Origin of the sequence: Paludisphaera rhizosphaerae, assembly GCF_011065895.1 — a bacterium.
Classification (GTDB): domain Bacteria; phylum Planctomycetota; class Planctomycetia; order Isosphaerales; family Isosphaeraceae; genus Paludisphaera; species Paludisphaera rhizosphaerae.
On the sequence record NZ_JAALCR010000018.1, the window covers coordinates 141,461 to 165,917 of the forward strand.

A 24,457-nucleotide genomic window follows, 5' to 3' on the forward strand; every position below is an offset into this window, starting at 1 on the left:
CGAGAGGCGGCTCAACCCACCGGCCAGGCTCGTCGGAGGTGGGCCGCCGCGTGCCAGAGTCTCTCCGCCCGAGCCGCCCGGAGCGCGGCCATGCGGGCCAGACGCTCGGCGCGGAGGGCGTGGAGGACCGCCCGGCGGGTCGATCCTCCTGACCCCGATGCTGCCCCGGTCGTGCGCATCGCGGTCCCGAACAGGGATGTGCGTCCGCCGACCAACACTTCTGGCGGGGTCGGGCCGGAGGGCGAACCGGAGTCGTTGGTGGGGGAGACTGGTGCGGTGGGCGTCGGGTCGAGCGGAGGCTTCGGATCGACCGGGCGCGTGGGGTCGACCGGGGGCGTGGGCGCTTCGGGCTCGGAGTCCGAATCTCCGTCCTCGTTGGTGACCGTGCCGGCCGATCCGCCCGCCGCGGAGTCACCCTCGGGGAAGCCCTCCGCCCACTCCCAGACGTCGTACTCGCGATTCGGGTAGAGGATGTAGTCGGGCTCCGTAGGAGGAACAGCGGCCCCCACGCTCGTCGTCGCACCGGGTGGAACGGCGACGACTCCGTCGTTGAAGTCGTAGGGGAGCCGCAGTTCTTCCAGGCCGGTTACGGGCGTTTGCGAGGCGTAATCGATGGTCTTCGCCCCTCCCCAGAAGGAGGGGGACAGGAAGAAGTCGATGAGGCCCTTGTTCGCCACCCAGGTGGTGACGAATCCCGGAGATGAGATCGCGAGCGTCTGCATCCCCCCCACGACGGGGCCTGCCCCAATTGTGATGTCCAGGCCCGCAGCGCGACGGTTCCAGAGCGTGAAAGCATCGCTCGATACGAGGTCGACGAACTCGCCTCCGGCGAGGCCACGGAAGACGACGGTCTCAAGGGATCGGGGATCGGCCCCCCAGTCAGCGCCCCAGCCGAACTTGATCCCGCCAGAGTCGGGCGAGATCGCCTCATAGCTGATGCCGGGAAGTCGCGACGGATACTCGCGAACCAGGTGCATTTCGCTCAGGATCGGATCCCCGATGAGGATCAACCTCGGGCCGTCTCCGGCATCGGCGTTGGCGATGCTGGAACCGCCGTCGTAACTCAGCATCCCGGGGCCGTCGGGAAGCGGTGAAACTCCGTTCAAATTCACAATCAGGGCGTTGGCCTGACCGCGCGGGGCGCGGTAATCGAGCGTTCCATAAAAGTCCGGGCGCATCACGATATCGACCGGGGTCGCGCCGGTGATTACGGCCTTGCGGTCGTTGGCGTTCAGGAAAGCCTTCTGCGCCACCTCGTCAGCGGAAGCGTCGATTAGGATTCGGCCCCCCCAGGGGGACTCATAGCTCGTCATCGTGCCGATCGTCACTTCGTGAGTGATCCCCGCCGTCGAGCCGTCGTCCGTGAGGCTGACGTCCCCTTGGGTGCTGTTGATCCAGATCGGCGACGGCGTGCGCTTGATGTTGTACTCGGTTCCGTGCTCAAGCTCCAGGTAGCCGGCGACGCGAGCGGCGGTGAAGGCCGGATTGGTTGACGGCGGCCGTTCGTCGGGGCCGAGGGTCGCGTCGATGTTGAAGACCGCCGACTGGGCCCCGTAGCCCGAAAGCCACGTGGGGCCCGCCGGCGTCGACAGGACGTCGAACTGGAGCGACAAATCGGGGCTCGGCTCGGTGGGACCGGTGATCTCCAGCCTGGTGATCCCGGAGTAGGTCACGCCGCCGAAGCCCGTGGCCGCGATCGAGTTCGAGGTGATGGTGTAATCGATATCCCCCGAGCGTCGGTAGTCCAGCAGCCGGAGCGTGGAACCCGCGAGGTCGTTGAGGTGATCGGCCGTCGACTCGAACACGACGGGTGCCGTAATCGCCGCGAGCCCATCGGAGTTCAGGTCGCCGAGGCTGAGGCCCCCCCCGTTGGGGCCGACGTGGATCGTCGCCGGCACGTCCAGGCTGCCGAATTGGACCAAGGCGCCGGCGATCATCTCAACGTTGATCCCCGTGATCCCCCGGATCCGGAAGTCGCTCGTCCCCGAGCCCGACGAGACGAGGCCGGCTGCGTCGGAAACTAGTTGGAATCGGTCCACCGTCCAATAGTCGAAGAAGCGATACTCACCGTTCTCCACCGAGACGACGCAGAGGTGGCCGCCCCCTTCGGGGAAGGTCAACGTCAGCACGCCGTCGGCCGCGACAGTCGCTAGGGTTTGGACGGTCAGGACCGTGCGATCCTCCAACCCCTCCAGCCAGGGCGTCCGCCCGCGCCGGCCCCGAACCGCCTTCGCCTTCGCCCTCGCCCGAGGAGACCGACCGCTGATCATCTGGCTGCACCTCGAAGTCTTCCAGGTCTCGCGTCTTCGTGCGTATAGTAACACGCATCCTCGGACCGCCAAGTCAGGCGATGTGGATTCTCAACAGCCATTAACACGTTTTCATTAATTCGCGCCCAACGACGCAGGTCGTCGACCGTTTTCCAACGGCGGCTCGACTGATCGGCGCGGACGAAAAAGGCGATCTGGTCGTATGCTATTGAATGGAGGGAGCCCCTTGGGCCTCCTTCCGGAGCGGCTTGCAACGACCGAGGACGACCTGTGAACGACCAGCGCGAAAATGGCCGAACGAACCCAACCGCCCAACGCCGATTCCGACGCCCAAAATGAATCCGGCTTGCCTGTTGCGTCGACCGGGTTCGACCCGGCGACGGCTCAAACGAAGCCGTGCGGGCCCATGACTTCGATGCAGGTTCGACGGACCGCCTTCAAGCAGGGTGGAAGGCGGTTGTGGTCCCGAAATCAGCAATCATCGAGGCCGAAGTGAACGACGAGATCGAAGAGCTTTGCGACCTGGGCGTGGACCTGGCCGACGCGGGGAGCTTCGCCAAGGCGCTGGAGGCCTATGAGTCGGCCTGGGCGCTGCTGGGTGAGCCGGCGGAGGCGCATGAGGACTCGGCCTGGATCCTGGGGAACATCGGCTATACCCGGTTCCTCCAGGGGGATTACTCCCAGGGCCGAGACGACCTGGCCCGGGCCCTGAGCCTCCCCGGCGGAACGGAGAACGCGTTCCTCCACTTCCGCCTGGGTCAGTGCCTCTACGAGTTGGGCGACCACCGCCGCGCCGGGGAGCAGTTCCGGCTGGCGTTCGACATCGAGGAAGAAGCGATCTTCGTCGACGAGGACCCGAAGTATCGGGCGTTGCTGGACTGACGCCAGGGCGCGTCAGCCCAGAGCCAGGCGGCCGCAGACGAAGATCCAGGCGGAGGCGAGCATCGAGCAGGGGAAGGTCAGCAGCCAGGCCAGGGCGATGTTCCTCGCCGTGGCGATCTGGACCCCCGAACGGTTCGCCCACATCGTGCCGGCGACCCCCGAGGACAGCACCTGCGTGGTGCTGACCGGCAGGCCGAGCAGGTCCGCCGCGCCGATGGTGGCCATCGCGACGACCTCCGCGCTGGCGCCCTGGGCGTAAGTCAGGTGGGTCTTGCCGATCTTCTCAGCGACCGTGAGGACGATCCGCTTGTAGCCGAACATCGTCCCCACCCCCAGGCAGAGAGCCACGCCCAGCACGACCCAGTTCGGGACGTATTCGATGGCCTCGCGAAGCTGCTTCCGGGGGGCGTCCAGAGCGGCCAGGCGGTGGTCGGGGACGGCGTCGCGGTCGCGTACCAGGGCCCGATCGACCTGGAAGATCAGGTTGCGGAGGGTGATCCGCTGATCATAGGGAACCTCGCGGAGCGACTGCTTGCCGTCGAGCCGGGCGAGCACCTCGTCGAGCCGCTCGATCTCCTGGCGGTGCAAGGGGGAGGGTTCGGCCTGCAGGGCCTGCTGCATCTCGGTCGCGGCGGCCCGCGCGCTGCAGGCGTCGCCGTCGAGGTTCAGGGCGAAGCCCGTGGGGAGTAGGCCGATCAGCACCAGCATGATCAGGCCCATCCCCTTCTGGCCGTCGTTCGACCCGTGCGCCAGGCTGACGCCGCCGCAGGTTGCAAGAAGGGTCGCGCGGATCCACCCCGGGGGACGCGCGTCGGGGTCTTCCGGGGGCGGGACGAACAGCGAGGGGTCCTTGATCCGCTTCTTCGCGACTAAGAGCAGCATCCCGGCGGCCAGGAAGCCGATCGCCGGCGAGATCAGAAGCGCCATCGCGACCTCGCTCGCCTTGCCCCAGTTCACTCCCGCGGCCACCCCCTGCCCGCTCATCAGGCCGTTCGCCAGGCCCACGCCGAGGATCGCGCCGATGAGCGTGTGCGAGCTGGAGACCGGGATCCCGAACCACCAGGTCAGCAGGTTCCAGGAGATGCCGGCGATCAGGAGAGCCAGGACCATGACCACGGCCGACCGGCTGGCGGCGTCGATGAGCAGGTCGACCGGCAAGAGGTGGACGATGCTGAAGGCGATGGTCGTTCCGCCCAGCAACACCCCCAGGAAGTTGCAGAACCCGGAGAAAAGGACCGCCGGCGTGGCTTTGAGCGTCCTCGTGTAAATGACGGTGGTCACGGCGTTGGCCGTGTCATGGAAGCCGTTGACCACCTCGAAGCCGAAGGCGATAGCCAATGCGATGGCGAGAACCAGGGCGGATGAAACGTCGAGACGTCCCAGAGCGTCGAGAAAATCGGTCATGATCACCCTTCAACGCGAACGCCAGTCGCCTTGAGGGCCTCCAGTTGAGAGGAACGGCCAGCCTCCGGCAGCGGGTTGCCGTCGAGGTAAAGCCGCAGGTAGGGGGCGAACAGCTTGGCGCCTGCGGCGTCGGCCTTCGCCGCCTCGATGAGAGGCGTCAGATCCTTGACTTGATTGCGCTCGATCATCAGGAGCTTGAGGTCCGGCTGCTTCGTCAGGGGCCGAACGTCCTCGATGAGGTTGTCCCGCAGGTCCAGGGTCGACAGCTTCGTCAGTTTCTCGATCGCGCCGGCGTCCTTCACCCGGTTCCCGCCCAGGCCCAGCGACGCCAGCTTGGTCAGGGACGCCAGCGGGTTGACGTCCTCGATCTTGTTGCCGCCCAGGTAAAGGGCGCTCAAATCGGTCAATCCGGCAAGGGGGGCAAGATCGACGATCTGATTCTTCGATAATTCAAGATACTGCAAGCTCTTCAATCCGGCCAGCGGAGAGAGGTCGGCGATCTGATTCTCGGCCAGATCCAGGGACTGGAGATTCTTCAAATCCTTGAGGGGCTTGAGGTCCGCGGCCTGGTTTTTCGACAGCCGCAGCAGCGCCAGATTCTTGCACTTCTCCAGCCCGGTCAGGTCCTTGATCTCCTTGCCGACCGCCTCCAGGACGTAGACGTTCTGGAGCTTTTCATCGGTCAATTCGACGTTCGGCTCGTGTTTAAGGACGGCTCGGACGGCCGTTTCAAGGTTTTTGTCGGGGAATGGGCCGTCAGCCCGGGCCGTCGTCGCCACCGTCGCGATCGCGAGAACCGCGGACCATCGGAAGACCTTCGTCGCCGTCATCGTCGATTCCCCTCCATCGGCGGCCGGGCCTGAATCCAGTATCGCCCGAAAGATCGAAAACCTCGCGCCGAACGGCTCTGAGGATACGCGAGCGGTCAGGGCCAGGCCACCCCGTAGGCCGTCTTGCGTCCCGGCCGATCGAGCCGCCTCTAGGATCCGCGACGTCGAACCGAGCCTGATCGAAGGTCGCGTAAGAACGCCTCCCGTTCGGCCTCGCCGAAAGTTGATCGCAGGGGCGGCAGTCATGACGCGGCCCCCCCCTCACAGAGCGGATCGGCTCCGCTTTGGCTTCGATCGCGGCGAAGCATGGCCAGCCACGCCATCGATAAGCTGTTGATTCAGAAGCGTTTCCGTCACCACGCCGTCGGCTTCGTTCGTCGCGTTTTTCGCGGCGGCGAGATCATCTCGCCACCTCTCCACCCCGAAGAGGGCGGCTCGGAGGACCGGGTGAGGGTCGTCGGACTTCGGGGCGAGCGGTGCCGAAAACGATCTTCCCCCCTCGCGGGGGAAGACAGACGCCGAAGGCGTCAGATGAGGGGGACGACCGGCGTCGGGCGCGTCCCCGGCCGTCGGCTCCGAATCCGCCGCCGATCTCCCCTCGTCCGGCCGCTGCGCGGCCACCTTCCCCCGTGAGGGCGAAAGGCCGTTTTGGTCCCGATCGAGCTTCGCCGCGTCCTTTCGCATCTTCGTCAGGATCTGGATCGCCCGGAACATCTCGCGCGACCGCGCCGACTGGTATCGCCGCAGCCGCTCACCCGCCTCGTTGGCCAGGAACGAGGCCGCCTCGGCCCGCTCCAGGTCATCGTCGCCCTCGGCCTCTTCCAGCTCGGCCAGGATGTCGCTCAACCGCGAAACCTCCCCTTCCACGACCGCCCGCAGCCGGGCCCTGGCCTCATCCTCGTCGGTCGGCCGGGGGGCGAGTTCGCGCCAATGCCGATCCCTCTCGAAGGCCCCGCCGGAGGACGGGTCGCGGCGCATCGAGAATGCGTGGACGCGCTCCCAGAACTCGCCGCCTCCGCCTTCGGCGAGCACTTCCCAGGCCAGGAAGATCGCGTTCAAGGCCGGGTCGTCGACGGCGTCCACCGGCCGCTTGCCCAGGAGCCGGACGAACCGGTGATTGTCGGGGTCGCCCCACGCCTCGCCCGATTCGAGCAGCGCGCCGACCTCGCCCCAGCGGGCGAGCAGCCAGCGGACGCCCTCCGGCGACCCCTCCAGCTCCGCGACGATCCCCGCCGGCTCGCCGACCGTCAGAAGCAGCCTCCTCCCCAGGGCATCGACCCCCTCCGCCCGCGACCCTGACATCGCCCTTCGCACGCGCCTGGATATCAACGCGGCTTCATACCGCTCCGCGCGTTCCAGCGCCCACGACGCCTTCGCCGCGCGCTCCACGAGCGCCCTCTCGATCGCGTTCCGAGGCTCCCAATCCGCGACCCAGAGGCTGATGCGAGCCTCCAGCTCCGCCGGATCCTCATGGGGCAAGACGCTCGGCGACTTCGACCGCAGCCCATGTTTGAGCGCGTTCATCCGGGCCCGCGCCTTGCCGGCCTCGGTCTTCGGCCCGGTGGACTTCTGCGCGTTCTCGCGGTTGGCGCGGATCTGGGCCTCGGTGGCGGGCATGATGCGAATCTCCTCGAAGGTCGCGGCGGGAAGGTCACCTAGCTGGGACGATCCGCACGACGAGCGAGACGATTCCAATTACCGCGACTTTTCCGACGGCCGACCTGCCGAATAATCCAAATATGCCGGGTGCCCTGCCCACGCCCGTCGTGGGCATGCGATCGGCGACGGTCGCGCAACGGCCCGCGACGCTTCGCGGCCTCGACAGATCGCCTAGACCACCTATTTTTCCTGGTGATATAGGAGTGACCCCTTTCCGAGCCTCCACCTATTTTTCCTGGTGATATAGGAGTGACCCCTTTCCGAGCCTGACCCCTTTCCGAGCCTCTGATATAGGAGTGACCCCTTTCCGAGCCTCCTTTCCGAGCCTCCTTTCCGAGCCTTGATATAGGAGTGACCCCTTTCCGAGCCCCCCTTTCCGAGCCCTTTAGGAGTGACCCCTTTCCGAGCCCCTTTCCGAGCCATTTTTCCTGGTGATATAGGAGTGACCCCTTTCCGAGCCCCCCTAGACCACCTATTTTTCCTGGTGATATAGGAGTGACCCCTTTCCGAGCCTCAAATGGTTTCCAGCCCGTGACTAGGTACAATCTTCACCGAATCGAACCGATGTGATATCCGCCTAAATCTGGAGACCTTTTTGATGGTTTACCGCCTGACAACACTACTCGTTTTCGTCGCCGCAGCGTTTGTTGCCGATGAGGGTCGAGCCGAGGATGCAGCGGCGAGGACGGTGACCATCCAGGGCTCTGTCGTCGACCTGGACGGACATCCCGTTACTCAGGGCAGCCTGTACGTCTCCATTACTGGGAAATTGGCGACGGCCGGGGACTTTTCCAAGGAGACGACCACAAAGCTCGGTCCCGACGGGAGATACCGCATCGAGTTCCAGGACGCCTTGTTCGCAAGCCAGATCCCCCCGGCCTCGCTCGCGCTAAGGTATATCATGGCCGCGCCCGGTTTCCGCGTTGAGGAGGGGCGACCGACCGTCGGATCCGAATCCGTGGCCCTCGATCTGCGACTCACCCCCGAGGCGTGGAAAACGACGGCCTTCAAATTCGTCGACCGACGCAGCCAGCCGGTTGGAGGGGCCGACGTTCAGGTGCAACTTGCGGGGAGGATCGACTGGACGCTCCTCCAGACCGACCCCGAAGGACGTTGCCGGGTCAGCATGCCCCCTGGAATTGGCTTCGGCATGAATGTGTCCTCACGGAATTACTTGCCTATCAGTTTCTCGTTCCGAGCCTCCGCGGACGGTCCAACCGAGGTTGCCGTTCCCATGTTCGACCCTATTCGGGGCCGTGTCGTCGATCCGGCCGGCGCTCCGCTCAAAGGCGTGCGGATCGGCTGCCGAATGTACTACGAATACGATGAGAAGTTACCGGGGGATCAACAGTCGCTTTTCCTGGGCGGCATCACCAACTTCGATGACAAGGGAGCGACCGACGATCAGGGCCTTTTCGATGTCAGGCCGCCCATTCACCTGTCAACCAAGGGGATGGATCGGACGAACAAGTTCATGATCGTTCCAGTAGCTTTATGCTTTGGCGACGAGACACTGAAGCACATGGCTTTCCTGGGCATAGATCTCAACGACTCACCTCCATTTCACGAAGTTGTTTTGAAGTCGGCGAGTCATGTCCGAATTCCATTGGAGCATGAAGTCACTTCCCCCGCGGGTAGGTACGAGGGTAACTGGCTTTTGTACATTCCAGTTCGATGGAATAACCAGAGCGGGCAAGTCATGTCGATGCTCGGGGACTGGGGGCGACGGGACGGCAACATGTTGGAGACCTATTGCCCCGAGGGACGCTACCGCTTGTTTGTGTCTTCAAGAGATCCTGTTAGCATGAAAGTGCTTGAAGAGACGACGATCGACTTCGACGTACCAGCCGGCGGTGCCCCCCTGACGCTGCCGAAGCAATCATTGCCCGCGCCGCTGCTACTCAAGCTTGTCGGCAAGCCTGCTCCGGAGATCGACGCCCGGGACCTCGACACTGGCAACCCGGTCCGGCTGGCGGACTTTCGCGGCAAGGTCGTCGTTCTGGACTTCTGGGGCTACTGGTGCGGCCCCTGCGTCGGCTCCATGCCCGATTTGATGAAGCTTCAGGATCGTTACAAGGATCGGCCGGTCGTCATCCTGGCTCTCCACGACCAGTCGATCCAAACCAGAGCGGCCTATGATCGCGAGTTGGCAGGTGTCAAGAGGCTGGCCTGGAATGGACGCGACCTGCCGTTCCGGGTCGCCGTCGACGCGCCTTCCCCAGACCTACCGAAGGACGATCCAGGGACCGGCCGCGGAATCACCTGCGACCGATACGAGATTGACTCATTTCCCTCCACCCTGGTTATTGGTCCAGATGGTGTCATTGTGGGAAAGGCGAGTGCGAGGACTCCCGGCGCCCTGGATGCCTTGATCGATCGCGTCCTGCCTCCCGCCGCTCCCTGAGTTCAACGGGAGCGAAAGATCCGCCCCTGGGACTTTTTCACGGCTGATGCTCCGAACCGTGGACAGCCCAGATCCACCAATCGCTGAGAAATCCCCTTTCGGAACGCCTCCCCTTTTGCCTCCTCACTCTGAAGGTCGCAAGGCAATCCCCGCTCAGCGGCACCGAAGTAGGATAAACCTGGGCACCGTGGCCACGCTCGCGTGGTCATGAACCGACTTGGGCGACTGCGTGACCGACGCCGATCGCATGGCCACGCAAGCGTGGCCATGGCACCCGAGCCCAACTTTCAATCCGGAAACAACTTCGGACAGACAGAAGTGGGCGAGGAGTGTTGAAAAAACAACACTCTCACGAATCGCAGTCAGAAGTCGCGTGGTGAGGACGGCCGTCCAGAACCAAAATGGGCCTTTTGGTCGTATGGTATCTCAATGGAGGGACCGACCAGGCCGCCTCCGAGGTTGGTGGCAAAGATCGAGGACGAAACGGTCCGGTCTTTGCGTTGAAATCGGCCGAACGAACCCAACGCCCAGGGCGGATTTTCCATAAACAAAGCGTTTCCTCATCGAGAGTTCCGTCGAATGGCTCCGGTCACGCCCGGCTGGGAACGAAGCCAACGCCGTCGGGGTTGTTGACAAGGCCGTGTGGGGTTCCGATCATTCAGGGGGCGCAGCCGGCCCCCTCGGCGAGGATCGCCGAATCCGGAGACCGGCGAAATCTTCCAACGCCACCGGCCTCTCGGGGCGTAACAAGATTTGTGGGGAGATGGCGCGATGCGGAAACGGGTCGGAAACGTCATCCCTTCATCGCCCGAGGCGGACGCCGACGGGCGAAGCGAACTCCTGAACGGGCCTGGCGTTGCGTCTGACGTGGCGGCGGTCGAGCCGACGCCCCTGGACGACGAGGGGAACCTCAACGACGCCTGGCTCGTCGAGCGGGTGCGGCGAGGCGACCACGCGGCCTTCGGCGTTCTCGTGAGGCGCTACGAGCGGAAGCTGATCCGGGTGCTGACGCGGCTCGTCCGCGATCCCGAGATCGCCCGCGACCTGGCGCAAGAGACGTTCTGGCGGGTGTACAACCGGCTGGATCGTTTCGACACGGGGAGGCGCTTCGGCCCCTGGCTGTTCCGCATCGGCGTCAACCTGGGCCTGGATCAGCTTCGGCGCGGGCGGGGCGAGCCGCCCCCCGGGTCGCTGGATCGGGTCCACGGCGACGAAGGCGTCCCCTATGACCCGCCCGACCCTGACCCCCGCGTCCGGGCCGAGCTGGCTCAGGAAGTTCAGTTCATCCTGGCCCAACTTCCGCTGTCGTACCGAACCATCCTGGTGCTCCGCGACCTGGAAGGGTTCTCGTCGTCGGAAGTGGCCGCGATCGTGGGAAGACGAGAGGCGACGATCCGCTGGCGCCTGTCGAAGGCGCGGGAGAGGTTTCGCCAAATCTGGGAGCGTCGCCAGGATGCGGCGCAGGAGGCAGCCACGGACGGCTGACCATCGACCATGACGAAAACGCCGGACGACAAAGCGTGCGCCTGGGTTCGCGACCGACTGCCGATGCTGGCGGAGACGGACGCCGACTCCCTCGCGCCCGCCCCTGAGACGGAAGCCGCCCTGGCCCCCCAGGAACGTCGAGCCGTTGAGGCCCACCTGGCCGGCTGCCCGGCTTGCCTCGCCCGTCGCGAGAGCCAGACCCGGGCGTTCGACGCCCTGTCGGCCGCGGCCGTCGAGCCGCCGATCGGCCCCGGCGCCCCCTCGCTATGGCCGGCGCTTCAGGCGCGGATCCAGGCCGCCGAAGCCCGGACGCGCAACCCGTTGAACCACGCCGCGGCCCGCGCGGCGAGCGTCCTCGACGAACTCCCCCTGCAACTGGTCTGGACCGAAGACACCGCCCGCGAGGAGGTTCCGGAACGGCTTCGCCGCTGGTTCGACCCTCAGCGCGCCGCCGTCGCCTGCGATCGTCTTCTTCAGCCCGCCGCTGGACTCGCCGGCGCGCTGGCCGCCGCAGCCCTGCTGGCGGCCGTCGTCGGGTACTCGCTGGCCCAGACCTCCCGCGACGAGCACGAGGCGCGAATCGCCGCCGCCGCCGCCCCGCTCCAGGTCACGGCCCCGGTTCAGGCCGAGTCCGTTCCGCTGGTCGTCACGCCTTCCCGGGCCGAGGCGATCGGGGTTCTCGCCTCCTCTGGCCCCGCCGATCTGGCCGTCCTCGACGCCCGAAGCCTGGCGCAGAACACGCTTCCTCCCCTCCGCGAGCCCGACGGCCGCGGCGTCGACGTCGACCAGGCCGCCCGATCCGTCCCGGCTCCCCTGCCCACCGCCGTCCGTTTCGACCTCGATCGCGGCGTCCCCATGCCTCCCGACGCCCGGGTCGGCAAGCCGGCCTATTGATTCCCATTTGGTTCACGCCCCGCGCCGGTGCGGGGCGGCGCGGTTGGCGCTCTTGAGTTCAGGTCCTATTCTTGCACTATCGGCCGAGGGACTTTCGCCGTTCCTGGAGGCTGGGTCGCGACCCAGTCTGCGGAAAGCTCGGCCCTCTCCAGACTGGGTCGCGACTCGGTCCACAGGAGTACCTCTCCGCGGAATTGAGCGTGTTCGTCCATCACCCTGAGAATCCGCCCTCATGGACAGTCGGGACGCCTCGGTCCAGAACCGCCTGACGCTCTGGCTGGCCAGCGGCCTGTTTTTCGCCGCCCTGGTCCTGGCGATCACCGCGCGACGCGTCCCAGAGCCTCCCAAGCCGGCGGCCAAGCCACTCGACCGGCTGTTGAAGCCGTCCGCGACGGCCAAGCCGACCCCGGTGGAGGCCCCCCAGGCCAAGGCGGCCGTCGAAACTCCGCCGACCATCGGGGCCGCGAAGCCGGCTTCCCCCCCTTCTCCCCGGCCGGCGACCGAAGTTCCAGCCTCAACGACCAAGAGCGACCTGGCCTTCGCCGGGCGTCGCCGGGATCCCGAGGAGGAGGAGGACGAGGCCCTGTTCGGGGCCATGGAGCGGCTGGAGCGCCGAATGGCCGCCGGCATGGCCCGCGCCCGCGAGTCGGTCGTGGCCATCGAGTACACGGCCTCCGGCGGCGCCGCCGACGCCCGAGGCGCAGCGGTCGGCGTGGTCGTCGACGGCCGTCGGGGCGAGGTTCTCTCGGTCGGCATCGAACGCCCCCCCAGCGAGCCCGGCGCAGCCTCCACGATCATCGCCCGCGACGTCTTCGGCCGGCGCCACGCCGCGCACTGGATCGCCGCCGACCCTGAGACCGGCCTGACCCTCTTGCAGATCCCCGGCAACGTCCTGCGGTCGATCCGCCCGGCTTCCGACGCTCCCCCCCTGGGAGGGCAGGTCTTCGTCGTCGGCAACCCTTTCGGCCTGGGCCATTCCGTCAGCCGAGGCCAGGTCTCCGGGCTCGATCGCTCGGTGAAGATCCGGGGCCTTCAGCTCAACGGCACGATCCAGATCCAGACCCCGCTGTTCGCCGGCGACAACGGGGCGGCTGTGGTCAACTACCGGGGCCAGTGGCTGGGCCTGATCCGAGGCGGCCTGGCCCCCGCCGCTCAGCCCGAGGCCGGCTCCGGCGCTGGCTCCGGAGCCGTCGCCGTTGGCTCCGCAGGCTCCGAACTGGGCTTCGCCATCCCGGCCGACACGGCCCTCTGGATCGCCTCACAGCTCCACGAACGGGGACGGGTCGACCGCGCGTTTCTGGGCGTCCGGTTCGAGCCCGATTCGACGGCCGCGGAGGGTCCTGAAGGCGCCGGCCTCCGTGAAGTCCTCCCCGACACCCCGGCGGCTCGCGGCAGCCTCCAGGCGGGCGAGCGCATCGTCTCGTTCGACGGCCGGCCGATCCACACCGCCCACGAACTGACCGAGCGGCTCGACCTGACTCCGGCCGAGAAATTCGTCCGACTGGAGGTCATCCACGGCGACGGCCCCCGGCGCCAGCAGCGCAGCGTCTGGATCCAGACGACCCGACGCCCCGAGGCTCCCCGTCCCGCGGCCGCTCCTCCCGTCACGGCCGAGGCCGAGAAGCCGAAAGACGCAGCGGCGGCGTCGCCCGACGTCGTCCCCACCTCGGCCGTCGTCGCCGCGCCGCCGGGTCCTCAGGCGGTGCCGTCGCCGACTCCCGATCAGCCTCAACCGAAGCACCAGGACGGCCCGATCCCGCCGCCGCGAGGCGACGAGCTTCAGCCGCCGCTCCCCCGCGCGGTCGCCGAGCGGATCGAGCAGTTGGAGCGTCGGATCGAGCAACTGGAGCAGCAGCGTTCGACGACCGTGGCCGCCCCCCAACCCGACGCCCCGTGAGACTTCTCAGCGGCCCGCCCCCAGGGCGGAGGGGATGACCGGCCCCGCCTTGGGCTGGTAGGCGTTGTAGTCCTCGCCGAGAAGCGCGGCAAGCGTCGCGGCGATCTGGTTCTGGTTGGCGGTCAGCGACGGCGAATCCCCCTGCGGAGGCGTGTCGGGGCCGAGGACGCCGACCCAGATCCGATCGGCGCCCTTGATCTTCTCGCCGTGCGACTTCCACTCGACGGGGGCGTCGCCGCGGCCGTGGTCGGTGGTCAGGATCAGGGTCGTCTGGTCCTTGTATTCGGGCATGGCCTGCACGGTCTTCCACAGCTCTTCAACGTACTGGTCGAACTTGCGGGCCGAGGTGAGATATTGATCGTACCGGCCGCCGTGGGCGAACTCGTCGGTCTCGCCCAGGCCGATGAACGTGACGCGGGGTTTCTCGCGCTTGAGGTTCTCCAGCGCGGCGTAGTAGGTGAAGACGTCATAGCCGCATTCGGGCCAGGTGCGGTGGACGTTGGCGTTGATCTCGCCGAGCATCTTCTCGGCCGGGGTGAGGTTCTCGCCCGTGGGGGGCTCCCAGCAGGCGACGATCTTCAGGCCGCTGCGGTTGCGGTTGAGGATGTACGGGAAGACGTCCCAGGAACCGTAAGCCGCGACCTTGCCGTGAAACCCGGGCTTGGCGTTGAGCCACTCGAAGACGGTGACGTTGGGGTTGTCGAACTTGTTGTTGCTGTCGATGCGTGGGTCGCCGAAGCCCGTGAAGACCTCGTTGTAACCGGGATAGGAGAAAGCCTTGCCATTCGTGACGCGGCTCTCGCCGCCGACGTCGCCATAGAGCCTCCCCTGCTTTGCCACGACCTTCGTGATGAACGGGAGAAGGGCCTCGCGACGAGCCTGAACGGTCTCGCGGTCGAACGCCGCCTTCGTCGCCTCGGGGTGAGCCAGGCCCCCTTCCTTCTTGGTCAACAGCGCGCGGTCGGCCCCGCCGAAGACCTCCTGCCAACGCAGGCCGTCGGACATGACCAAAATCACGTTCTTCGTCCGGGTCTTCGCCAATGCCGGTGTCGAGGGGCTCGGCGCGTCGTCGGCCAGGGCGGCGGACGTCACGCCGAGGGTCAGGATCGCGGTCGCGATGCGGAGGAGGCTCATGGAGAGAATCCCGGTGTGGAGTTCGAAGGTAGACGGCAGGCGCGATGGAGCGGACGAAACCGGAACGGCCGTCCAATTGGAACCGATCCACGGCGGTCGTTCAACTCTCAGGGGAGGTCGCCCTGCTCCGCCAACGCGTCGAACGTCAATCCCTGGTCTTCGATGAGTTGGGCGACCTTCTTGCGGTACCTGAAGTAGCGGAAGGAGTGGGAGGGATGAGTCTCGCCGGCGGCGAGGATCCGGTTCCCTTCCTCCTCCGGGAAGCTGCCTCCGCCGGCCACGTAGTCGCAATAGCCCTCGACGATCCAGTTGGGGAGCCGCAAGGATCGCCAGAGCCCCAGGCGTCGGCGGATCAGGCCGTGGGTCGCTTCGTGGGCGATCAGGCCGGAGAAAGCACGGCTGTTGTACTCCGGGGCGCGGCTGTAGGCCACGTCGGCGTCGATGTCGGCCGAGGCGACGAACACGTTGTCGGTCAGCACGATGGAGACCGCGAACGCCCCGCCGCTGAGGGGCGCGAACAGGCGATAGAGCCAGGGCGAGTTGCACAGGAAGATCCGCTCTCGTCGGCCGGGCGCGGATAGTTCGCTGCGGTCGATCAGGTCGCGGGCCTTCGCCAGCCGTTCGGCGGCGCTCGCGGGGATCGGCCGGGTCGAGTAGAGGGTGACGCCTCGTTCGCTGATGCTGTGGGCGAAGAGCATCTGGGGATAGACGTGGAGGAAGGCGTACGCCAGCGCTATCAGCACGCTCAGACGCCGAACGCGCTGCAGCACGCGCCCGAGCCGTGTACTGGGCGAGGGACGGCCAAGGCCCAGGGCCTTTCGCAAGAATTGAGCCGCCCGCTTTCTCATCGTCGCCCCCGTGTCTCGTGGCAAGAGCCTCTCAGAACCACCGCGGGTGGTCGGCGCCGAGATCGTCGACGCCTCGCGTGATCAACCTTGGATTTGTCCCGTCGGCGCCCATCAGCCAGATCGCGGGGGCCTCGCCGACCTTCGCGCGACAGAAGACGATGGACTCGCCGTCGGGCGACTCGCTCGCCCGGAAATCCCACGCGGGCGGGTTGTTGTGAGTTAGCGAGGCGATTGCGCCGTCCTTCGGATCGAGGCGGACGATCTCGGTCCCTCCTCGGGCGAGGTCCGGCTTGTAATCGCGGTTGAAGTGGTCGACGTCGGGGCGTTGGGCCTGATACTCCCAGGCGACCCTGGAGTCGGGCAGCCGGCGCGGGAAGAGGATGCGGCCGTCGCGCGTCCAGGCGGGCGTATTGGAGCCGCCGCCGCGTGTGTTCGGGTCGCCGTAGGTCGCCGCGAACCACATCGAGCCGCCGGTCGTGAGGACGCGATGCTCGGGGCCGATGCAGACGTCGGCCCAGTCGTGGCCAGGGTCGGTCCCCGGCGTGCAGTCGACGTAGAGGACGTGCCGACCGTCGGGCGACCACGAGGTGCCGAAGTAGAGGTGCCCCTCCTTCGCCGCCACAAGCCTGCGGTCCCCGCCTTCGAGGTCGCTGGTCCAGACCTGGTATCCGGCCGGACTCGCCAGGTGGAACGCCACGCGACGCCCGTCGGGGTGCAGGCTCAGGCCGTACGGGAGCCCTTCCCCGGCCTTCGTGAATTCGCGGGGGTCCGAGCCGTCGAGCTTGACGCTGAAGATCTGCCCGACGTTCTTCCGGACGACCTGCACGAGCAGCCGGTCCTCCCCCAGCACCAGCGCCGGCGTGACGAACGGGGCGAGCCGGTCCTTCGTGCAAAGCTCCTGGAGCGAGCCCCCCTCCAGGTCATAGGCCCAGATGTGGGTGGGAGTCTGAGTGTAGTACTCCCCGAAGGGACGCCCCGGCCCGTCGCGCCGGGGTTCCATGCTCAGCAAGAGGAGGCGGCCGTCCCGGAGAGTCCCCGTCGGCTGCCAGGTGGCTTGCTGCGTCGGCGATTGGAAGTCCAGGTCGCGGACCTTCTCGCCGTCGAAGAGGCCGGTCTTCCCTCGCGACGTGAACAGGAAGCGGGACGGCTTGCGAAGGGTCGAGTCGCCGCTCGCCCGGGAGCCAAGGGCAACCGCCAGCGATGCCGCTCCGAGGAAAGCCCGACGCGTCACAGCGAATGGTTGCGATCCGGCCATTGGACTACTCTCCCGTCTCGATGACGACCAACGCTCTTCTGACGGTTGCCAATCGATGACGGAGACAGCCATAACGGCTTTCCCCCCTCGCGGGGGAAGGTGGCCCGAAGGGCCGGATGAGGGGGGATCGGCGTCGCCTTGAGAGCGATCCACCGGATGCGCATGCGACGGCGGTCGTCCCCCCTCATCTGATCGCTCTGCGATCTGTCTTCCCCCGCGAGGGGGGAAGACCGTTCTTCGTTCCCGCCGTCGGCGGTTCAAGGCTTCGCGGCGTTCCAGACCTTGATGTCGTCGAAGCAGCCGTCCTTGCCGGCGACGCCCAGCTCGATCTTGGACTTGGTGGCGTGGCCGATCCCGGACGACTTCAGGTAGCCGGAGGGCTTGCCGTCGATCGTCACCCGCATCTCGTCGCCGACGGTCTCGACGACCATCGTGTACCACTTGCCAGTCTCGAACTTGGCGGGGAAGGTGACGCTCTTGCCGGCGACCAGCTTGGCGGCCTCGGCCTTGCGGGCGGGGTCCTTGCGCATCTCGTAGACGTCGTTGCGCATGCCGCCGTCGCGCTCGTCGATCAGGGTGATCCCGTTCAGCCGGGCCACGGCGCGGCAGATGTGGCCGTAGTGCGACCCCTTGTACTCGCGGTCGTCGAACTCGACGTCGATCATCGTGGCGCCGTCAAAGCGGATCTTGACCTCCACGATGCTGTCCTTCGTCGGCACGCTCAGCCCGTGGACCGCCGCATGGGCGGTAACCGCCGGCTTGCCGTCGGCCGCCGGGATGTTCTTATCCCGCGTCTGCGTCCCCTTCAGCACGCCCCCCTCAAAGGCGAACGTGGGGACGACCTTGTGCCAGGCCTTGTCGGGCTGCCCCTCGAAGTCGTCGGCGAACAGCAGCTCCTTCTTCACGGCGATCGTTTCCGCCGGAATCGCCGGCGGCTCGGCGGCGAACGACGAGGAGGCGGAGGCGGCGAGAACGGCGGCGATCAGACCGGCTGGAATCCGATGTACGCTCATGTTTGGCTCGCGTTGGGGGTGGGAGGGACGAGGACGCCACATCGTAGGAGATCCGTCGGAGTCGCACAAGGACGCACGCCCGCAGGCGGAATCCAGTGGCAAGGGGCGATCGACAAGGCTATCGTGACGATTGATGGATCCGGGCGCCCGCCATTGCGCGAGACGCCCACTGGCGGGCGGTCGTGCGACGCCCCCCTTGACCTCGATCGGCCCCGACCGGCCTGAGGCCCCACCACCCTTCCCGCCCAGGGAGACTCGTGATGAGCCGACTCTGCGGACCTTCCGTCGCCCTCCTGCTGAGTCTCGCCGCGCCCGTGTTCGCGGCCGACGCCCAGCTCCAGTACAACCGCGACGTCCGCCCGATCCTGGCCGAGAACTGCTTCGCCTGCCACGGGCCCGACTCGGCCGCGCGCAAGGCCGACCTCCGGCTAGACCGTCGCGAGGACGCCGTCGAAATGGGGGCGGTCGAGCCCGGCAAGCCCGGCGAGAGCACGCTCGTCGAGCGGATCGATTCGACGGACAAGAAGGAGATGATGCCGCCGCCGTCGTCGCATAAGACGCTGACGGCCGAGCAGAAGGACGTGCTCAAGCGCTGGATCGCCCAGGGGGCCGAGTACCAACCCCACTGGTCGCTGATCGCGCCGACGCGGCCGACCCCGCCCAAGGTCGCCGACGCCTCGTGGGGCCGCAACCCGATCGACGCGTTCATCCTCGCCGCGCTCGAAGCGAAGGGGCTGAAGCCCGCGCCCGAGGCCGACCGCCGGACGCTCGCCCGCCGCCTCAGCCTGGACCTCACCGGCCTGCCGCCGAAGCCGGAGCGCGTCGAGGCGTACGTCGCCGACGCCGCTCCGGACGCCTACGAGAAGTACGTCGACTCCCTGCTGGAGTCGCCCGCCTGGGGCGAGCACCGAGGCCGATACTGGCTCGACGCCGCCCGATACGCCGACACCCACGGCTTCCACTTCGACAACTACCGCGAGATGTGGTCGTACCGCGACTGGGTCGTCGAGGCCTTCAACGCCAACATGCCCTTCGACCGCTTCACCATCGAACAACTCGCCGGCGATCTGCTCCCCGACCCCTCGCTGGCGCAGCGGGTGGCCTCGGGCTTCTGCCGCTGCGGGATGTCGACCAACGAAGGGGGTACGATCGCCGAGGAGAACCTCGTCGGCTACACCCGCGACCGGACCGAGACCGTTGGCCAGGTCTTTCTGGGGATGACCGTCGGCTGCGCGGTCTGCCACGACCACAAGTTCGACCCGCTCCCCCAGCGCGAGTTCTACTCGCTCTCCGCGTTCTTCAACAACGTCACCCAGCCGGCGTACGACGGCAACGTCAAGGACTCGTCGCCCATCGAGCCCGTTCCCCGTCCCGAGGACGCCAGGCGCTGGGGCGAACTGCCCGGCCTGATCACGGCCGCGAATGAGGCCCTCAACACCCGCGCGAAGGCCGCCCGCGGCGAGTTCGACGGCTGGCTCGCCCCCCAAACGGCCGAGACGATCGCCGCCATGCTGCCGACGAAGGACCAGACGCTCGTCGTCGGCCTTCCCGATCGCGGCGAGGGTATGCCCCGCGTGGCCTTTGAGTCGGCCGAGGCGGGGGACTTCGAGAAGGATCGCGGCTTCTCCTACGGGGCCTGGATCAAGCTGCCGGCGAAGGGCTCGACGGGTTCGGTCGTCGCTCGGATGGACGACCCCAAAACTCATCGCGGCTGGGACCTCTGGATCGACGGCCGGAAGGTCGGCACCCACATCATCAACACCTGGCCTAACGACGCCCTCCGCGTGATGACCGCCGACGACGTCCCGGCCGACGTCTGGACCCACGTCCTGGTGACGTACGACGGTTCCGGCAAGGGCGCCGGCGTGAAGATCTACGTCGACGGCCAGGAGAAGCCGGCGCGGATCACCAGCGACAAGCTCAAGGGGACCATCCGGACGAGCGTGCCGCTGAAGGTCGGCCGACGGAACGTCGGCGGCGTGCTGGCGGGCGTGGGGATCGCCGAGGTCCGCGTCCACGCCCGGGCCCTTTCCGCCGACGAGGCCGCCGACCTCGCGGGGCTGGGCCGCGCCTGGGCCTTGCTCGCCAAGCCCGCCGACCGTCGCACCGCCGCCGAAACCGACGCCGTCTTCGCCTGGTGGCTGGCGAACCGCGATCCCTCCTCGCGCGACCTCCGGGCCGGCCTCGCCGCGCTGGATAAGGAACGCGAAGCCATCAAGGAACGCGGAACGGTCGCCTACGTGATGAAGGAAAAATCGGAGGCCGCCGGGGCCTTCCTCCTCTATCGAGGCCAGTACGACCAGCGTCGGGATCCGCTCAAGCCGACCACCCCCGCCGCCCTGCCGCCGATGTCCGAGGAACTCCCGCGCAATCGGCTGGGCTTCGCCGAGTGGCTCTTGCGGCCGGAGCATCCGCTCACGACCCGCGTGACGGTCAACCGCTTCTGGCAGGAGGTCTTCGGTCAGGGGATCGTTCGGACGGCCGGCGACCTGGGCGTCAGCGGCGAACTCCCCATCAACCCCGAGTTGCTCGACTGGCTGGCCGTCGAGTTCCGCGAGTCGGGATGGGACATGAAGCGGTTCTTCAAGCTGCTGGTCACGTCGTCGACCTATCGTCAGTCGGCCGCGGCGACGCCCGAGAAGCTGGAGAAGGACCCGGGGAACCGGCTCCTGTCGCGCGGGCCGAGGTTCCGCATGGACGCCGAGATGATCCGCGACTACGCCCTGGCCGCCTCCGGCCTGCTGGTCGAAAAGGTCGGCGGCCCAAGCGTCCGGCCCTACCAGCCCGAGGGGGTCTGGGAGGCCGTCGCCATGCCGGAGAGCAACACCCGGAACTACAAGCCCGACAAGGGCGAAGGCCTTTACCGCCGCAGCATGTACACTTTCTGGAAACGCGCCGCGCCCCCCGCGTCGCTGGAGGTCTTCAACGCCCCCAGCCGCGAGACCTGCACCGTACGTCGCGAGCGGACCGACACGCCCCTGCAGGCGCTCGTCACCCTCAACGACCCCCAGTTCGTCGAGGCCGCCCGGACCCTCGCCCAGCGCGTGCTGACGACCGCCCCTTCCTTCGAGGCCCGCGCCGACATGCTGGCGCGTCGGACCCTCTCCCGGCCGTTCCGCCCTGAGGAAACCTCCGTCGTCCGCGAGTCGCTCGACCGCCTGTTCGCCTACTACCGCGACCACCCCGAGGACGCCGAGAAACTCCTGGCCGTCGGCGATTCCCCCCGCGACCCCAACCTCCCCCCCGCCGAAGCCGCCGCCTGGACGATGCTTGCGAACGAGGTGCTGAATCTGGACGAGGTTCTGAACAAGTAGGGGCACCCCTTGTGGGTGCCCTGATCGCCGTGGACATCCGATGGCGGTTGGGCGCCCACGAGGGGCACCCCTACAACCGCCATTCTCCTTAAGTCACCGCGCCGCATTCAGGCCCTTGAACAGGTCCAGGATCACGGCGGTGATCTTGGGGGCGGCTTCGGGCTCGACGCGGTTGACGCCCAGCCAGGTTTCATACCCGCCGATCTCGAAGTGCCGCGGGGTGGGAAGATAGCCGTAGGTGCCGTTGGCGAGTTCCATGGTGAACGTCGGCTTGAACGGGCTCTTCGCCTTGATTTCCAGGCCCATCTCGGCGAAGACCTCGAAGGGAATCGCCGCGATCCCCAGGTCGCCGACGCGGAAGGCCTGAAGGAGGATCGTCACCTCGGCGGGGGCGTCGAGGTGTTCGATGGTCCGCGGGGCGAAGTTCCGCTCCAGGTTGTGGTGCCTCGGAGCGTCGGTCGGCTTGGCGAGCACGGCCTTGGCGAATTCCAGTTCCTCGGGAGTCGGCTTGCGAACTTTCAAGACCAGTTCCCGGCTCGCCGCGGCGAGTTTAGCGCCCTCACGGAACTCGACCTTCGCGTACGTCTCGGCCACGCGCTTGGCCAGGTCGTCGGCGACGAGGGCCATCTTGGCGTAGGGAGCCATCGGCGCGGCGGGTGGATTCTGCACGTCGATGTTGTTGACGTCGCCGCTCGTGCCGTTGGAGAGAATCCCGACGAACGGCGGGTTGTGCAGCGGGTCGATCCCCAGGCGTTCGCCCAACTTGCGGGCGAAGACGGCGAAGTAATCAGCCGAGAGGTGCCCATTCGGCACCCCGCCGACGTAATGCAGCGAGTAATTCGCCAGCACGGCGATCGGCCGGCCGTCCGGCGTCTTCACGGCGAGGAAGGCGACCTGGGGGTCGGTGGGGCCGGCATATTCCAGGCGGTCAGGGTTGCGCCCGGGGTTCATCTGAGCCCGGTCGACGCCCCCCAGCGGGTTCTTGACCGTCTTCCCCGGCTTGAGCAGCCAACGGCGGTTGAAAACGTGCTCGGGGGCGTCAACCGTTCCCCAGCCGACGTGCGCCGGGGCGAGGTTCCCCGCAGCCAGCCGAACGGCGTCGGCGATCCGGCGGGCCAGGAACGTCTGGTAGTCGCTCATCCCGCCGCCGCCCTCGTCGGGCGTGAGCCGATTCCTGGATCGGCCGCTGGTCGCCGAGTGCGTGTGCGTGGCCGAGCCCAGCAGGTTCCCCTCGGGGATCCCCGTCTTCTCGGCGACGATCTTGCGGGCGGCGTCGAAAACGTCCCGCGAGACGCCGACGCTGTCGACGACCGCAAACGCCAGCCGGGTCGTGCCGTCGTCGAGCACCAGGGCCCGGACCTGGATCGGGTCGTGAAGATGGGTCGCCGGCGGGGTCTCAAAGTTGCCCACGATCGGCTCGTCCAGATACGGCGTGGCGTCGACGACGGCCGCCCCGGCGCGAATCGGGGGATCGGCGGCGAAGGCCTCGGAAGCGGCGACGAACGCCCAGGCAAACGCCGCAAGTGCCGACGGAAACCAGAGGTTGCGGGAGATTCGCATGGTTCGGCGGGTCCGGTGGGGGTGGTGGTTGGCGCGGGTTTCGCTACAAATATCCCGACCGTCGGACCCGAACAAGTCCCCAGAGGACCTTGGCGGCGTGAAGAGCCGTCGAGGAATCCAAGTGCTTGCTGAGAAGGCCTAGACGTCCTAGGATGTTGCGATAAGGGGTTGGAGCGCCCCTCATCGTCGGCGGGCCTGCCCCCCACGTCTCGACGATGGCAGTCGTCGCCGTGCGGCCTACTCGCCATAGAACCATGAGGTTGACGTGATCGGTCAGACACCGGATCGCCTGAAGACGCGGAAGCCCGGGCCGTTCGACCTGGGCGTGTCGGCTCGCTGGCTGGAAGCCCACGTGCGGCCCGTGATTCGTCGGGGGCCGCTGTCGCCCCGCGAAACGGCCCTGGCCGACCGGCTCAAGCAGCTCAAGCGCGAGGCGGGCTCCCACTCCCCCAGCGCTCCGACCATCCTCAAGATGATCCCCGAGCTCCGGATGCGGGTGGACGCCTGCTTCCTCTCGAACCCCTACGCCACCGAGCTGTTCCTCGACAACCTTTACCGGGAAGTCATTCGGCCGGGCAAACTGCGCAAGCTGCTGGAGTTTTACCCGTCCCAGAATCGGGTAATCGCGGGCAAGCTGGCGAGCGTCCTGAAGCTCTCCGCCGACCGCCTGTTCATCGGCAACGGGGCCATCGAGATCATCCAGGCGATCCTTCACCGCTTCACGGGCGGCAAGGTCCTGGTGAATCTGCCGACCTTCTCCGCCTACCACGAGTTCGCCCGGCCCGACACGGAGGTCGTCTACAACACGCTCCGCAAAGAGGACGACTTCCGGTTCGACGTCGGCGAGTACCTGGAGACGGTCCGTCGCGAGAAGCCCGATACGGTCGTCATCATCAATCCCAACAACCCCGACGGCGGCTACATCCCCCACGCGAAGCTCGTGGCGATGCTGGAGGAGATGCGGGACGTCCCCAACATCCTCGTCGACGAGAGCTTCATCCACTTCGCCTGCGAGGGGGACGGCTTCGGCTACCGCACCCTGACCCGCGACCTGGACCGCTTCCCGAACCTGATGGTCGTGAAGAGCATGTCCAAGGACTTCGGCGTCGCCGGCATCCGCGCCGGGTACGCCGTGATGGCCCCGGAACGGGTCAAGACGCTCCTGGACAACGGCTATCTGTGGAACTCCTCGGGCCTGGCCGAGTACTTCTTCGACCTGTACTCCCGCCCCGAGTTCCAGGTGGAGTACGAGCGGAAGCGGATCCACTACATCCGCCACTCGCGGCGGTTCTTCAAGGCGCTGACCACCCTGCCGGGCGTCCACGTCTACCCGACGCACGCCAACTTCGCCCTGGTCGAGTTGCGTCGCGACGACATGACGGCCGAAGACCTGGTCTGCCGCCTGCTCGTCCGTCGCGGCATCTACGCCCGCGCCTGCGACGACAAGAAGGGCCTGGAGCCCGGCCGGTTCATCCGCATCGCCTCCCGCACCCGGTCCGAAAACCGCTACGTCCTGCGAGGCCTCAAGGAAGCGCTTCGCTGAGGTGGCCCTCCGAGAAGACCCCTCCTAATTCAGGTCCCCTCTCCCGCTGGGAGAGGGTGGCCCGC

General features: G+C 67.2%; 16 protein-coding genes and 1 CRISPR repeat array. Of the genes, 7 read left to right on the top strand and 9 right to left on the bottom strand.

The features are described from left to right. Nucleotides 1-11: 11 nt before the first annotated feature. Nucleotides 12-2,270 (bottom strand): hypothetical protein, encoded by a 2,259-nt coding sequence (locus G5C50_RS22040; RefSeq protein WP_165073013.1) that lies wholly within the window; start codon nt 2,268-2,270, stop codon nt 12-14. Between the two features lie 492 nt (nt 2,271-2,762). Between G5C50_RS22040 and G5C50_RS22045 the strand changes: the two genes are divergently transcribed. Then, nucleotides 2,763-3,152 (top strand): tetratricopeptide repeat protein, encoded by a 390-nt coding sequence (locus tag G5C50_RS22045; protein ID WP_165073015.1) that lies wholly within the window; start codon nt 2,763-2,765, stop codon nt 3,150-3,152. 12 nt (nt 3,153-3,164) lie between these two features. On the opposite strand, the gene G5C50_RS22050 is transcribed toward G5C50_RS22045, so the two are convergent. From G5C50_RS22050 to G5C50_RS22060, 3 genes are all read right to left on the bottom strand, one after another. Next, nucleotides 3,165-4,556 carry an inorganic phosphate transporter gene (locus G5C50_RS22050; RefSeq protein WP_165073017.1) on the bottom strand — a complete coding sequence of 464 codons (1,392 nt, stop codon included), beginning with the start codon at nt 4,554-4,556 and terminating at the stop codon, nt 3,165-3,167. 2 nt (nt 4,557-4,558) lie between these two features. Next, nucleotides 4,559-5,386 carry a leucine-rich repeat domain-containing protein gene (locus G5C50_RS22055; protein WP_165073019.1) on the bottom strand — a complete coding sequence of 276 codons (828 nt, stop codon included), beginning with the start codon at nt 5,384-5,386 and terminating at the stop codon, nt 4,559-4,561. Between the two features lie 261 nt (nt 5,387-5,647). Then, a complete protein-coding gene (locus G5C50_RS22060) occupies nt 5,648-7,003 on the bottom strand; it encodes a hypothetical protein (RefSeq protein WP_165073021.1) in 1,356 nt (451 codons plus the stop codon). Between the two features lie 235 nt (nt 7,004-7,238). Continuing rightward, nucleotides 7,239-7,558: direct repeats of the CRISPR family, unit length 28 nt; unit sequence TGATATAGGAGTGACCCCTTTCCGAGCC. An 85-nt stretch (nt 7,559-7,643) separates the two neighbouring features. Between G5C50_RS22060 and G5C50_RS22065 the strand changes: the two genes are divergently transcribed. From G5C50_RS22065 to G5C50_RS22080, 4 genes are all read left to right on the top strand, one after another. Further along, entirely contained in the window at nt 7,644-9,449 is a 1,806-nt protein-coding gene (locus G5C50_RS22065; RefSeq protein WP_165073023.1) for a TlpA family protein disulfide reductase, read from the top strand. Nucleotides 9,450-10,220: 771 nt separating this feature from the next. Then, complete coding sequence (locus G5C50_RS22070) at nt 10,221-10,934, top strand: RNA polymerase sigma factor (protein ID WP_165073025.1); 714 nt, start codon at nt 10,221-10,223, stop codon at nt 10,932-10,934. 9 nt (nt 10,935-10,943) lie between these two features. Further along, nucleotides 10,944-11,828 carry a zf-HC2 domain-containing protein gene (locus G5C50_RS22075; RefSeq protein ID WP_165073027.1) on the top strand — a complete coding sequence of 295 codons (885 nt, stop codon included), beginning with the start codon at nt 10,944-10,946 and terminating at the stop codon, nt 11,826-11,828. A 232-nt stretch (nt 11,829-12,060) separates the two neighbouring features. Continuing rightward, entirely contained in the window at nt 12,061-13,725 is a 1,665-nt protein-coding gene (locus G5C50_RS22080) for a S1C family serine protease (protein ID WP_165073029.1), read from the top strand. Nucleotides 13,726-13,731: 6 nt separating this feature from the next. Here G5C50_RS22080 and G5C50_RS22085 read toward each other — a convergent pair whose 3' ends face one another. The 4 genes from G5C50_RS22085 to G5C50_RS22100 all read right to left on the bottom strand — a co-directional run bounded on the left by G5C50_RS22085 (nt 13,732) and on the right by G5C50_RS22100 (nt 17,975). Next, on the bottom strand, nt 13,732-14,859 hold the full coding sequence (locus G5C50_RS22085) for an alkaline phosphatase family protein (RefSeq protein ID WP_165073031.1): 1,128 nt from the start codon (nt 14,857-14,859) through the stop codon (nt 13,732-13,734). Nucleotides 14,860-14,966: 107 nt separating this feature from the next. Next, nucleotides 14,967-15,629 carry a hypothetical protein gene (locus tag G5C50_RS22090; protein ID WP_165073032.1) on the bottom strand — a complete coding sequence of 221 codons (663 nt, stop codon included), beginning with the start codon at nt 15,627-15,629 and terminating at the stop codon, nt 14,967-14,969. 109 nt (nt 15,630-15,738) lie between these two features. Beyond that, entirely contained in the window at nt 15,739-16,962 is a 1,224-nt protein-coding gene (locus G5C50_RS22095) for a TolB family protein (protein WP_240907310.1), read from the bottom strand. A gap of 257 nt (nt 16,963-17,219) precedes the next feature. Continuing rightward, nucleotides 17,220-17,975, bottom strand: a complete 756-nt coding sequence (locus tag G5C50_RS22100) for a hypothetical protein (RefSeq protein WP_165073034.1) — start codon at nt 17,973-17,975, stop codon at nt 17,220-17,222. A 260-nt stretch (nt 17,976-18,235) separates the two neighbouring features. On the opposite strand from G5C50_RS22100, the gene G5C50_RS22105 reads away from it, so the two are divergent. Continuing rightward, entirely contained in the window at nt 18,236-21,289 is a 3,054-nt protein-coding gene (locus G5C50_RS22105; protein WP_165073035.1) for a DUF1553 domain-containing protein, read from the top strand. A gap of 93 nt (nt 21,290-21,382) precedes the next feature. Here the strand turns inward: G5C50_RS22105 and G5C50_RS22110 are convergent, their stop codons facing one another. Continuing rightward, complete coding sequence (locus G5C50_RS22110; RefSeq protein ID WP_206107801.1) at nt 21,383-22,849, bottom strand: hypothetical protein; 1,467 nt, start codon at nt 22,847-22,849, stop codon at nt 21,383-21,385. Between the two features lie 265 nt (nt 22,850-23,114). Here G5C50_RS22110 and G5C50_RS22115 point away from each other — a divergent pair, with 265 nt between their 5' ends. Then, a complete protein-coding gene (locus G5C50_RS22115; RefSeq protein ID WP_206107802.1) occupies nt 23,115-24,392 on the top strand; it encodes a pyridoxal phosphate-dependent aminotransferase in 1,278 nt (425 codons plus the stop codon). The last annotated feature ends 65 nt before the right edge of the window (nt 24,393-24,457 follow it).